Annotated in this window: 10 protein-coding genes; 3 read left to right on the top strand and 7 right to left on the bottom strand. The window is 71.1% G+C overall.

Annotated elements, in window-relative coordinates; all coding sequences use genetic code 11:
- The first annotated feature begins 19 nt into the window (after positions 1–19).
- The 3 genes from QF034_RS03135 to QF034_RS03125 all read left to right on the top strand — a co-directional run bounded on the left by QF034_RS03135 (position 20) and on the right by QF034_RS03125 (position 4,160).
- The gene (locus tag QF034_RS03135) at positions 20–1,276 is read left to right on the top strand and encodes a nucleotide sugar dehydrogenase (protein WP_307173438.1); all 1,257 of its coding nucleotides are present in this window, start codon (positions 20–22) and stop codon (positions 1,274–1,276) included.
- A gap of 164 nt (positions 1,277–1,440) precedes the next feature.
- Positions 1,441–3,087: an alpha/beta hydrolase gene (locus tag QF034_RS03130; RefSeq protein WP_307173437.1), complete on the top strand. Its 1,647-nt coding sequence runs from the start codon at positions 1,441–1,443 to the stop codon at positions 3,085–3,087.
- Between the two features lie 119 nt (positions 3,088–3,206).
- Complete coding sequence (locus QF034_RS03125) at positions 3,207–4,160, top strand: sugar-binding transcriptional regulator (RefSeq protein ID WP_307173436.1); 954 nt, start codon at positions 3,207–3,209, stop codon at positions 4,158–4,160.
- A 48-nt stretch (positions 4,161–4,208) separates the two neighbouring features.
- Here QF034_RS03125 and QF034_RS03120 read toward each other — a convergent pair whose 3' ends face one another.
- The 7 genes from QF034_RS03120 to QF034_RS03090 form a co-directional block, all read right to left on the bottom strand.
- On the bottom strand, positions 4,209–4,982 hold the full coding sequence (locus tag QF034_RS03120; RefSeq protein WP_307173435.1) for an SDR family oxidoreductase: 774 nt from the start codon (positions 4,980–4,982) through the stop codon (positions 4,209–4,211).
- Between the two features lie 71 nt (positions 4,983–5,053).
- Positions 5,054–6,562: an FGGY family carbohydrate kinase gene (locus QF034_RS03115; RefSeq protein ID WP_307173434.1), complete on the bottom strand. Its 1,509-nt coding sequence runs from the start codon at positions 6,560–6,562 to the stop codon at positions 5,054–5,056.
- Positions 6,559–7,530: a transketolase family protein gene (locus QF034_RS03110; RefSeq protein WP_307173433.1), complete on the bottom strand. Its 972-nt coding sequence runs from the start codon at positions 7,528–7,530 to the stop codon at positions 6,559–6,561. Before QF034_RS03110 ends, QF034_RS03115 begins: the two co-directional genes overlap by 4 nt.
- Positions 7,527–8,420 carry a transketolase gene (locus tag QF034_RS03105; RefSeq protein ID WP_307173432.1) on the bottom strand — a complete coding sequence of 298 codons (894 nt, stop codon included), beginning with the start codon at positions 8,418–8,420 and terminating at the stop codon, positions 7,527–7,529. Before QF034_RS03105 ends, QF034_RS03110 begins: the two co-directional genes overlap by 4 nt.
- 38 nt (positions 8,421–8,458) lie before the next feature.
- Entirely contained in the window at positions 8,459–9,964 is a 1,506-nt protein-coding gene (locus QF034_RS03100) for a sugar ABC transporter ATP-binding protein (RefSeq protein WP_307173431.1), read from the bottom strand.
- A gap of 21 nt (positions 9,965–9,985) precedes the next feature.
- On the bottom strand, positions 9,986–10,951 hold the full coding sequence (locus tag QF034_RS03095) for a sugar ABC transporter substrate-binding protein (protein WP_307173430.1): 966 nt from the start codon (positions 10,949–10,951) through the stop codon (positions 9,986–9,988).
- Positions 10,952–11,001: 50 nt separating this feature from the next.
- A complete protein-coding gene (locus QF034_RS03090) occupies positions 11,002–12,015 on the bottom strand; it encodes an ABC transporter permease (protein WP_086558547.1) in 1,014 nt (337 codons plus the stop codon).
- Between the last annotated feature and the right edge of the window lie 75 nt (positions 12,016–12,090).

The following is a 12,090-nucleotide window of genomic DNA, read 5'->3' as shown; positions in this document are numbered from 1 at the left end:
CCTGCAACCAGGGAGCGACATGAACAGCGTTGCCGTCATCGGACTCGGATACACCGGCCTCCCCCTGGCCCGGGAAGCGTGCCGCGCCGGTATGCGTGTCACAGGGATCGACGAGAACCCGTCCGTCACCGCAGCCCTGAACTCTGGCCACTCGCACGTGCCCGACGTCACCGATGCCGACCTCGCCGCCATGCTGGACACCGGTTTCCGGGCGTCCGTCGACGAAAGCCCGCTGGCGGAGGCCTCGGTCGCCGTGATCTGCGTCCCCACACCGCTGGACGACACGGGCGGACCCGACCTTCGCCATGTGCGAGGCGCCGCTTCCGCTCTCGGGGACCGCCTGAAACCCGGCAGTCTCGTCGTCCTGCAGTCCACGTCCTTCCCGGGCACCACGGACGACGTCGTCCGTGGCATCGTGGAGCAGGCCTCCGGACTCAGTGCCGGAACGGACTTCTCCCTCGCCTTCTCACCCGAGCGCATCGACCCCGGCAACCAGACCTTCGGCGTGCGGAACACCCCGCGCGTCGTGGGTGGCTGCACCCGACGGTGCACGACGGCCGCGGCCGACTTCTTCCGGCACTTGTGCGACCAGGTCGTGGAGGCGGGCTCCGCACGCGAGGCCGAACTGGCGAAACTCCTGGAGAACACCTATCGCAACGTAAACATCGCCCTCGTCAACGAACTCGCCGTCGCCGCCCGCGCACTGGGAGTCGATGTCTGGGAGGCTCTCGACTGCGCGCGCACGAAGCCCTTCGGTTTCCAGGAGTTCCGGCCGGGACCGGGTGTGGGCGGGCACTGTATCCCGGTCGATCCGGTCTATCTCACGCACTGGGCGCGCACCGGAGGGGCCCCGCTGCGGCTGGTCGAGCTCTCGCAGGAGATCAACGCCCGGATGCCGGCGCATGTCGTGCGGCGTGCCGAGCACTTGCTGCACGAGCGGGGAAACGCCCTGCGGGACGCGCGAGTGCTGCTCGTCGGAGTGACCTACAAGCGCAACAGCACGGATCTGCGGGCCACCCCGGCCGCCGCGATCGTCCGGCTGATGCGGCAGAGCGGCACCGACGTCACCTACCACGACCCGTTAGTGGACGCCTGGTCGCCGGGCGGCGAACCGGTGCAGCGGTCCGTCGACGCACTGACTGCCGCCGCGGACGCCGACCTCACGATCCTGGTGCAGGACCACGACGCCGTCCCGCTGGACCGGTTGCCCGAGCACGCCCGACTGCTGCTGGACACCCGGGGCCGGCTGCGCGGCACCCGCGCCCATCAGCTCTGAGACGGGACTCGTCTGTGTGTCATCCCCTACAACTCGGGGACCACACACCACTGTTGCGTCATTCCCAGGGTGGAGGGGAGGTACCGCCCGGCGAGGGATCCGCACGTGCGCCCGGTTCCTGAAAGATCCTTCCTGTCCGAACACGCGACCGGAAGGAACGAATCGTGCGCAGACGACGTCTCGCGCCCCTGTTGGCCGTGAGTGTCACGGCGACGCTGGCTCCCGCACTCGCCACCTCGACGGCCGCCGCCGCTCCCGCCGTCACCCCGTCGACCGTCTCCTTATCCGCTGCCAAAGGCGGCGCGCTGGACCGGTACGTGAAGCAGAAGCCGCGGTGGAAGCGGTGCGAGGCCGACTCTCCGGCAACGTTCCAGTGCGCCACGATCAAGGTCCCGCTGGACTACCGGGCTCCCGCGGGCAAGCGGATCGAGCTGGCCATATCCCGGATCAGGAGCACCACGCCCGGCAAGCGGCACGGTGTCCTGTTCTCCAACCCCGGCGGCCCCGGGGGACAGGGGCTTTACATGCCGCTCGACCTGAAGGAGGTGCTCCCCAAGTCAGCGCAGCGGAAGTACGACCTGATCGGCTTCGACCCGCGCGGTGTGGGACGGAGCAGCCCCGTCTCCTGCGACCTGAAGCCGGAGGAGGAGAACTGGCTGCGGCCGTACAAGGAGGAGACGTTCGCCAAGGACGTCGCCTGGGCGCGCGACGTCGCGGACAAGTGCCGGGAGAAGGCGGGCGACACGCTCGCGCACATCACCACGCGCAACACCGCGCGCGACATGGACCTGCTCCGGGCCATCCTCGGTGAGAAGAAGATCTCGTACCTCGGCTACTCGTACGGCACCTACCTGGGCGCCGTCTACACCCAGCTCTTCCCGGGCCGGGCCGACCGGTTCGTGCTGGACAGCGCGGTCGATCCGGCGCGCGCCTGGCGAGGGATGATCCAGTGGTGGGCGGAGGGCGCCGAGCCCGCGTTCGACCGGTGGACCGAGTGGGCCGCCGAGCGTTCGGAGAAGTACGGCCTCGGCGACACCCCGAAGGAGGTCGACCGGACCTTCTGGGACCTGGTCGCGCAGGCCGACGAGAAGCCCATCGAGGTGGAGGGGCAGCCGACCACCGGTGACGACATCCGCAGCGGTCTGCGCAGGGCGGTCTTCAGCCCGGAGTACGCCACCGAGGTGGTCGTGGAACTGAAGAAGGCCGCGGCCGGCCGGCCCGCCTCCGCGAAGAAGCTCGCGGTGTTCACCGGGTCCGGGCGGACCGGGACGGCAGGCGCCGCCGATGCCGCCGAGGTGCCGTCGGACAACATGACGGCGAGTTTCTGGGCCGTGGTGTGCGGCGACAACTCGGCCGCCTGGTCCCGCGATCCCGAGACCTACCGGCGGGACGCCATCGAGGACAAGGGCCGTTACCCGCTCTACGGTGACTTCGCGTCCAGCATCAAGCCCTGTGCGTTCTGGGACAGGTCCGTGGAACGGGCCACCAAGGTGAACAACAAGGTCGGTTCCCTGGTCGTCCAGAACGAGTGGGACTCGCAGACCCCGCTGCCCAGCGGTCAGGCCCTGCACGCCGACCTGAAGGGCTCGAAGATGGTCACCGTCCTCGGCGGCGAGGGCCACGGCGTCTACCCGAGCGGCAACGCGTGCACGGACGGCACGGTCGAGACCTACCTGCTCACCGGCAAGCTCCCGGCGAAGGACGTGACCTGTGAGGCGACGGCCGACTCGAACGCGGAGGCACGCAAGAACCAGAAGCGGGACGTGCTCCCCGGCTCTCCGCTCCCGGAGCGTGCCCCGGACCGTTTCTGAGCCCGGTCGCACGGCCCGTCGCCGCATGACTCCTTGAAGGCGGGGCGGGACCTCTTGGCGGGGTCCCGCCTGCCTGTGCGAATATCTATGCAGGGCTGAGACGGCAGAAGAGGAGTCCCGTGGTGATCGTCGGCGAGGAACTGCGGATGATGACGCACGTGGCCCGGCTGTACCACCTTCAGGGCATCCGACAGCCGGAGATCGCGGCGCGGCTGGATCTGTCGCAGGCGAAGGTCTCGCGCCTGCTGAAAAAGGCGCAGGACCGGGGCATCGTGCGGATCACCGTGACGCCGCCGTCGGGTACGCACCCGGATCTGGAGGACGGTCTCCAGGAGCGGTACGGCCTGAAGCTCGCACTGGTCGTCGACACCGCCCCGGACAACGAGCGCACGATGCTCGGCGATCTCGGCGCGGCCGCCGCCTACTACCTCCAGACGACACTGCGCTCGAGCGACACCGTGGGCATCTCCTCCTGGAGCGCCACCCTGCTCGCCACGGTGCAGGCGATGCAGCCGGTCCCGGGCCTGAAGGGCGTGCGCATCGTGCAGGCGGTGGGCGGAATCGGCGATCCCGCCGCGGCGGGTCACGCTTCGCGTATGACGGGGCAGCTGGCGCAGTTGGTCAACGGTGAGGCCGTCTATCTGCAGGCGCCCGGTGTGGCCGGGTCGGCGCAGAGCGCCCAGGCGCTGCGCGCGGACCCGTTCGTGTCGGCGGCTCTGGGCGAGCTGGGCGACCTGGACGTCGCGCTGGTGGGCATCGGCGAGATCACCCCGTCCAGCACGCTCGCCCGCAGCGGCAACGCCTTCTCGGACGAGGAACGCGCCGAGTTGGAGAAGCTGGGGGCGGTGGGCGATGTGTGTCTGCGGTTCTACGACGCCGAGGGCCGGCCGGTCGAGTCCGAGCTGGACTCCCGGGTCGTCGGCATCAGCCGTGAGCAGCTTGCCGCCGCCCGCCGGAAGATCGGGGTGGCGGGCGGCAGCCGTAAGCACAAGGCGATCCGGTCGGCCGTAGCGGGCGGTCTGGTGGACGTGCTGGTGACCGACCAGGAGACGGCAGCGGCCTTGATGGCCTGATCCTCGGTACGTGTCGACGGCGCTCCACAAAGGCGTGCCGGGCGCCGCTCACCAGCAGACGTAGCCGCCGTCGACGATCAGGTCGGAGCCGGTGACGAAGGAAGCGGCGTCGGAGGCGAGGAAGACGGCGGGGCCCACCATCTCCTCGACCTCGGCGATGCGGCCCAGCGGGGTGTCGGCGGCGTACGCCTTGAGCCGCTCGGCCACCTCGGGCCGCTGGTTCATCGGCGTCAGGGTGTAGCCCGGGCTGATCGAGTTGACCCGGATTCCACGGTCGGCCCACTCCGTGGCCAGGCTCTTGGTGAGGTGCATGACGCCGGCCTTGGAGGCGTTGTAGTGGGCCTGCAGCAGTCCGCGGTTGGCGATGGTGCCCGACATGGAGGCGATGTTGACGATGGACCCGCCGCCGTGGTCGAGCATCACGCGGGCCTCGGCCTGGGCGCTGAGGAACACACCGGTGAGGTTGATGTCGACGACCCGGCGGAAGTCCTCGGCGGGCATGTCCTCGGCGGCGGTGGCGCCGGCCACGCCCGCGCAGTTGACCGCGGTACGGATCGGGCCGATCGATGCGACGGCGGTGCGGACGGCCTCGGCCAGGGACTCGGGGGAGGTGACGTCCCCACCGACGCCGACGGCCCTGCCGCGCGCCGCGACGATCCGGTCGGCGGTGGCCCGGGCGGCCTCGGCGTCGCGGTCGAAACAGGCGACGTCGGCGCCGCAGGCGGCGAAGCCCAGGGCGATGGCCCGGCCGATGCCGCTGCCCGCGCCGGTGATGAACGCGGCCTTGTCGTTGAGGGAGAACGCCTCGGGGGTGAAGGTCATGATGCGGCTCTTTCGGCAGTGGTGAAGCGACGGAGGAGGACGGGCGCCGGTGCCACCGGTCCCGGTCGGCGTCAGGCCCGCTTTCCGCGGGAGCAGGCGACCGCGTCGTGCCAGCCGGCCATACGGCGGTTGCGCCAGGCGTCGTCCTCGTGCGGCGTGAAGCGGGTGCCCTGTGGGGTGAGCGCGGGCAGATCGGCGTCGTCCCAGATGCCGAGCGCGGTGCCGGCCAGGTACGCGACACCCAGGGCGGACACCTCCGGGCGGCCGGCCCGCAGCACGGACCGGCCGATCAGCTCGGCCTGGAGCGCCATGAGGCGGTCGTTGCCCGTCGGCCCGCCGTCCGCGCGGAGTTCGGCGACCGCGCCGGCGAGGACGGTGTCGAAACGGGAGAGCGTGTCGGCCACCTGGAAGGCCATCGACTCGACCGCGGCGCGCGCCACTTCGGCGGGGCCGGTGTCGAAGTCCATGCCCACGAGCAGCGCTCGGGCGCCGCGGTCCCAGTACGGGGCGCCCAGTCCGGAGAACGCCGGGACCAGACACACCTCGGAGTCCTCCCGCGCGCCGGCCGCCAGGGCGGCGATGCCGGCCGGGTCGGTCCCGAGCAGCCGGGCGGCCCAGCGGATCGCCGTGCCCGCCGACGCGATGTTCGCCTCCAGGGCGTGCGCGGCACCGCCGTCCCGCGTGCGCCGCCACGCCAGGGTGGCGGCGATGCCCTCGCCGGGCCGCCGGCCCTCGGGGTTGAGGACCATGAGCGAAGCGCCGGTGCCGTACGTGGCCTTCACCACGCCCGGACGCCCGTGGCCCTGCGCGAAGAGCGCCGCGTGCGAGTCCCCGAGCACGGCCGCGACGGGCAGCCCGTCCGCGAGGCCCGGTACGTTCCGGGTGCGTCCCAGCTCCTCGCCCGCACCGTCCGAGGCGGCGACCCGGGGCAGTGCCGTACGGGGGATGCGGAACAGGTCGAGCAGCTCGGGGTCCCAGTCGGCGTCGTCCAGGCGCACGAGCTGAGTGCGGGAGGCGCAGCCGGTCTCGGTGGCGTCGGTGGCGCCGCCGGTGAGCCGGTGCAGCAGCCAGGCGTCGACCGTGCCGACGCGCAGCCGCCCGGCGGTGGCCGCCTCGTGGTCCGGGTCGAGCCGGTCCAGCAGCCACTCGGCCTTGGTCGCGGAGAACATCGGGTCGACCGGCAGGCCGGTGCGGCCGCTGATCAGCTCGCCCTCGGCCGAGGCGGCCAGCTTGGCGCAGCGCTCGGCGGTGCGCCGGTCCTGCCAGCTGACGAGCGGCGACAGCGCGGCGCCGGTGTCCGGGTCCCAGACCAGGACGGCCTCACGCTGGACACTCAGCCCCAGGCCGACGACGCGCGTGCCCGCGGCGGCCGCCCCGGCCGCCAGTTCCCCGGCCACGCCGATGACGCCGCGCCACAGGACGGCCGGGTCCTGCTCGACCCGCCCGGGCTCGGGATACTGCTGGGTCAGCGGCCGGTGGGCGGCGGCGACCACCCGCCCGTCCTCCGCGACGAGCAGTCCCTTCGTCCCGCTGGTGCCCTGGTCGAGGGCGAGGACGGCGCCTCTTCCCACGGCACTCATGCCGTCGCTCCCTGCCCGGCGCCTGTCAGCTCGCGCGCGGCCCGGACGATGGCCTCGGCGTCGATGCCGAAGTACTCGGACAGGAAGGCCGGACTGCCGGTCGGGGTGAACTCGTCGCGCACGCCGAGCAGCTTCATCGGCACCGGGGTGCGGGCGGCGAGGAACTCCGCGACGGCGCTGCCGAGCCCGCCGTGGACGTTGGCCTCCTCGACGGTGATGATGCGGCCCGTCTCGGCGGCTGCCGCGAGCAGCGCCTCCTCGTCCAGCGGCTTGACGGTGGAGAAGTTGAGCACGCGTGCGTCGACACCCTCGGCAGCCAGCTTCCCGGCGGCGACCAAGGCGGCGAAAACCGTCGTGCCCACGCCGATCAGCGTAACGTCGCGGCCGTCGCGCAGACACGTGGCGCGGCCGGCCTCGAAGGGGACGTGGGGAGCCAGGTCCGGCACCTTGGTGCGGCCGATGCGCAGGTAGACGGGGCCGTCGTACTGGTGGGCCCAGCGCAGCGCCTCACGTGTCTCAGCCGGGTCGGCCGGTGCCAGGACGACCATCTCGGGCAGCGTGCGCAGCCAGGCGAAGTCCTCGACACCGTGGTGGGTGGGGCCGAGCTGGCCGTAGGCGAAGCCGGGGCTCATGGCGCACAGCTTCACGTTGGTGCGCGAATAGGCGACGTCCGCCTTGATCTGCTCCAGGGCGCGGCCGGTGAGGAAGGGCGCCGCGGCGCAGACGAACGGGATACGGCCGCCGTTCGCGAGGCCGGCGCCCGCGCCGACCATGAGCTGCTCGGCGATGCCCACGTTGACCAGCCGGTCCGGGAAGCGCTGCTGGAACTCCTTGAGGTTGGAGGAGCCGACGGAGTCGTTGCAGACGGCCACGGTGCGCTGGTCGGCCTCCGCGAGCTCGATCAGCGTCTCGGCGAACGCCTTGCGGCAGTCGTGCAGCTCGGCGGCTACGGCGGCGGTGGTGCTCATCGGGCGGTCAGCTCCTCGAAGGCGGCAGCGGTCTGTTCGGCGGTGGGCACCTTGTGGTGCCACTCGACGCGGTCCTCGATGAAGGACACGCCCTTGCCCTTGATCGTGTCGGCGATCAGGCACCGGGGGCGGTCGTCGGCGGAGCGCTCCTCGGTGAGGGCCTGGTAGAGCGCCTCGTGATCGTGGCCGTCGACGGAGCGGACGTCGAAGCCGAAGGAGGCCCACTTGGCGTCGAGCGGGTCCAGGCCTGAGGTCTCCTCGGTGGCGGCGCCCTGCTGGAAGCGGTTGCGGTCGACGATCACGGTCAGCCGGCCGAGGCGCTGCTGGGACGCGCTCATCGCGGCCTCCCAGTTGCTTCCTTCCTGCAGCTCACCGTCACCCGTGAGCACGAAGGTGCGCCGGCTGGAGCCGTCCAGCTTGGCGGCGACCGCCATCCCGACGGCGACCGGGAAGCCGTGGCCCAGCGGGCCCGTGTTGGTCTCCACCCCGGGCACCTTGCGGCGGTTGGGGTGGCCGTTGAGCGGCGACAGCGGCTCCATGAAGGTGGCCAGCTCCGCCTCGGGGAAGAAGCCGGCGTGCGCCAGGGTCGCGTACAGGATGCCCGCGGCGTGCCCCTTGCTGAGGACGAACCGGTCGCGCTCGGCCCATTCCGGCTCCTCGGGACGGACGTCGAGGACCGCGAAGTACAGCACGGTGACGATGTCGGCGGCGGAGTAGTCACCTCCGATGTGCCCCTGGCCGGCTCGGCTGATCATCTCCAGATCGCTGCGGCGGATCGAGTGGGCCAGCTCCCCCAGGCGCGCGGCGCGCTCTGCCGGGGACGCCGCGCGCAGCTCGCGCCTGATGCCGGCGAGCCGCGCCGTGGCGCTGGGGACTGGGGCGAGAACCATGTGTGCATATCCATTCGAGTCTGTTTTCTGATTCGATCTCATGCCGTGGCGAGGTGCATGACCGCGGAGTTCGTCGCCTCCTCGGCCGGCAGGATGCCCTGCTGGCGCCCCCGGCTGAGGACCAGCACGCGGTGGGACAGCCCCAGGACCTCGTCGAGGTCGGAACTGACCACCACGACCGCCATGCCCGACCGGGCCAGCTCCGCGATCACCTCGTAGATGGCCGCCCGGGCGCCGACGTCGATGCCGCGGGTGGGCTCGTCGAGGATGATGACCTTGGGCTTGCGCTCCAGCCACTTGGCGATGACGACCTTCTGCTGGTTGCCGCCGGACAGGGTCCGCACCGGCTGCACGGCCCGTCCCTTGACGGTCATCGTCCTGATGGCGTCGGTGGCGACCTCGGTGACGCGCCGTGGGGTCAGCCAGCCCCGCCGGGCGACCCGGTCGAGGCTGGGCAGGACCACGTTGTCGCCGATCGACAGGTCGAGCACGGCGCCCTGGCCCTTGCGGTCCTCGGGTACGAGCGCCACCCCCGCGTCGATGGCGTCCCGGGGCCCGCGCAGCCGCAGCACCCGGCCGTCGACGGACACCTTTCCCTCGGTCACCGGGTCGACTCCGGCGATCGCCCGCACCAGTTCGGTGCGCCCGGCGCCGACGATCCCGGCGATACCGAACACCTCGCCCGCGCGCACACTGAAGGAGACGTCCCGGAAGGAGGGGTTGGACAGGCCCTCCACACGCAGCACCTCACGCTCCGCCGGCGCTCCCGTGTCGGGGAAGATGCGCTCGACGCTGCGCCCCACCATCTCCTCGACGAGCTGCGACACGGGCACTTGTGCGGTCGAGTGCGTGGCGACCTTCTGTCCGTCCCGCATCACCACGATGCGGTCGCAGATGCGGGCGATCTCCTCCAGGCGGTGGCTGACGTAGACGAAGGACACGCCTTCCTTGCGCAGCGCGTCGATCCGCTCGAAGAGGTGGTCGGTCTCGTCGCCGCCCAGGGCGGCCGTCGGCTCGTCGAGGATCAGCAGCCTGGCGTCGAGCGTCAGGGCTTTGGCGATCTCGACCTGTTGCTGCGCGGCCACCCGGAGCGTGCCGACCAGCCGGGTGGGGGAGATGTCCAGACCGAGCCGGTGCAGCTGCTCCTCGGCACGGTGGTTCATCTCCGTACGGTCGATGCGTCCGCCACGGGTGAGGAGCCGGCCCAGGAAGACGTTCTCGGCGATCGACAGGTCCGGCAGCAGGCGCGTCTCCTGATGGATGAGCCCGATGCCGTGGGTGATGGCCTCCCCTGGCGACTTCGGCTCGTAAGGCCCTCCCCGCCAGGTCATGTGACCGGTGTCGGAGGAGAACGTGCCGGCGATGATGTTGGCCAGAGTGGACTTCCCGGCGCCGTTCTCGCCGAGCAGCGCCACCACCTCGCCGGGGCGTACGTCGAGGTCGATCCGGTCCAGGGCCTGGGTCGCGCCGAAGCGCTTGGACACGCCCCGGACGATCAGGCCCTCGTGCGTCCGGTCCCTCGGGACCTGGCTGACGTTCGTCATGATGACGTTGCTCCCCGGGGCTCAGGGGTGGGTCTTGATGTACTGGTCGGCCTTCGCCGGGTCGTCCTTGGTCAGCAGGAACGCGGGCTGCAACTGCGTCGCCGGGACCGACTTGCCGTTGACGACGTCCAGTGCGGTGTCGACCGACATCCGCCCCATCTTCTGGGTCTGCTGGACCATGGTGGCGTCGATGGTGCCGTTGCGGACCGCCTTCAGGCCCGCGACGTCGCCGTCGAAGCCGACGATCAGACGCTTCTTGCCGTCGGCGCTCTTGACCGCCTGTGCGGCACCGAGAGCCATGGCGTCGGCCTGGCCCCACAGGATGTCGATGCTCGGGTGGGCCTGGAGCATGTCCTGGGCCACGGAGTACGCCTTGTCCTGCGCCCAGTCGGCGGTCTGCTGCGAGACCACCTTGATCCCGGGCGCCTTGGCGAGCGCCTGGCCGAAGCCCTTCTGCCGGTCCACCTGCGGTGTGGTGCCGATCTGGCCCTGGAGGATGGCCAGTTGGCCCTTGCCGCCCTTCTGCTTGATCACCCACTCGCCGAGCGTCCTGGCGGCCGCGACGCTGTCGGTGGCGATGAACGACTTGCCCGGGGCGTCCTCGGGGTTCCGGTCGACCGTGACGACGGGGATCTTCGCGCGTTCCGCCGCCTTCACCGGCACGCCGGCGGCCGTGGCGCCGGCCGGGATGTAGATGATCGCGCTGACCTGACGGCTGATGAAGTCCTGTATCTGGTTGACCTGGGTCGCCGCGTCACCGCGGGCGTCCGCCACGACGACCTTGACGCCCTTCTTCTTCGCCTCGGCTTCGACGGACTGCTTGATCTGGTTGAAGAAGTCGGCCTGGAGATTGGCGACGGCGAGACCGATCGTCACCGGTTTGCCGTCCGCGGTGGTCGTGGCGGCGCTGTCTCTGTTGCAGGCGGTGGCGCTGAGGGCGAGAGCGGCCACGATGCCGGTGGCGGCCCAACGGTGGTGCGACTTCATGACGATGGTGCTCCTTCGGTAAGCCGGGGGGGGAGGACGAGCCGAGACGGTCAGCGCGCCTCGCGTCGGCGCAGTACGTCGACCATGACGGCCAGAGCGATCACCACGCCGATGACGATCTGCTGGACGAACGGGGAGACTCCGAGCAGGTTGAGCCCGTTGTGCAGGACGCCGATGATCAGGACGCCGAACAGGGTCCCGGTGACGGAGCCGACGCCGCCGCTGAGGCTCGCGCCGCCGATCACCACGGCGGCGATCGCGTCGAGTTCGTAGCCCGTTCCGGCGCTCGGCTGCGAGGAGTCGAGACGCATCGACAGGAAGACACCGGCCAGGCCGACGAGGACGCCGGTCACGGTGTAGACGAGCACGGTCCGCTTCCGCACGCTGATGCCGGCGAGCCTGGCCACCTCCGAGCTGCCGCCGATGGCGTACAGCTCACGCCCGCCGGTCCGGTAGCGCATGTAGGCCCATCCGGCCACGTACAGCACGACGAGCACGAAGGTGACGAAGGTGAAGACGCCGAGGTACCGGGTGGTGGAGAGGTTGTCGAACCAGTCCGGGTACCCGACGATCTGCTGGCCGTCGGTGATGACGTTGGCCAGACCGCGGGCGATGGACATCATCGCCAGGGTGGCGATGAAGGGCGGGAGTCTGGTGAAGGTGACGCCCAGCCCGTTGGCCAGGCCGCACGCTCCCGCGACGCCGACCGCGACGACGGCGCTCAGCCACAGCGGCCAGCCCTGGTCGTGGGAGAGCCAGCCGAGCACCATGGTCGCCAGTGCCAGTACCGCGCCGACCGAGAGGTCGATGCCGCCCGTGATGATGACGGCGGTCATGCCGAGGGCGAGAAGACCCAGGATCACCGCCTGGTCGACGATGTTCAGCAGGTTGTTCTGCGTCAGGAAATACGGCGTCGCGATGTAGAAGACGACGCACATGGCGACGAGGCCGAGTGCGGGACCGCGGGAACCCGTGAGCAGTCCGGTCGCCCAGGACGGTGTCTTCAGCCGCCGCTCGGCCGGCTGCGCGTCCACGGGCTGCGCCGCGTTGCTGGTCGTACTCATGAAAGTCTCCGGATAGTGAATGTGCATCCAGGTCGGGAGGTGCGGCATGGACCGCCTTCGGCCGCTTGCGCTGTC

Origin of the sequence: Streptomyces africanus, assembly GCF_030816955.1 — a bacterium.
GTDB lineage: Bacteria > Actinomycetota > Actinomycetes > Streptomycetales > Streptomycetaceae > Streptomyces > Streptomyces africanus.
This window is presented reverse-complemented; position numbering and strand designations above follow the sequence as displayed.

Excerpts from the sequence above, each read along its gene's own strand:
- QF034_RS03135 (WP_307173438.1), top strand. The coding sequence starts at position 20 with ATGAACAGCGTTGCCGTCATCGGACTCGGATACACCGGCCTCCCCCTG.
- QF034_RS03120 (WP_307173435.1), bottom strand. The coding sequence starts at position 4,982 with ATGACCTTCACCCCCGAGGCGTTCTCCCTCAACGACAAGGCCGCGTTC.
- QF034_RS03115 (WP_307173434.1), bottom strand. The coding sequence starts at position 6,562 with ATGAGTGCCGTGGGAAGAGGCGCCGTCCTCGCCCTCGACCAGGGCACC.
- QF034_RS03110 (WP_307173433.1), bottom strand. The coding sequence starts at position 7,530 with ATGAGCACCACCGCCGCCGTAGCCGCCGAGCTGCACGACTGCCGCAAG.
- QF034_RS03105 (WP_307173432.1), bottom strand. The coding sequence starts at position 8,420 with ATGGTTCTCGCCCCAGTCCCCAGCGCCACGGCGCGGCTCGCCGGCATC.
- QF034_RS03100 (WP_307173431.1), bottom strand. The coding sequence starts at position 9,964 with ATGACGAACGTCAGCCAGGTCCCGAGGGACCGGACGCACGAGGGCCTG.
- QF034_RS03095 (WP_307173430.1), bottom strand. The coding sequence starts at position 10,951 with ATGAAGTCGCACCACCGTTGGGCCGCCACCGGCATCGTGGCCGCTCTC.
- QF034_RS03090 (WP_086558547.1), bottom strand. The coding sequence starts at position 12,015 with ATGAGTACGACCAGCAACGCGGCGCAGCCCGTGGACGCGCAGCCGGCC.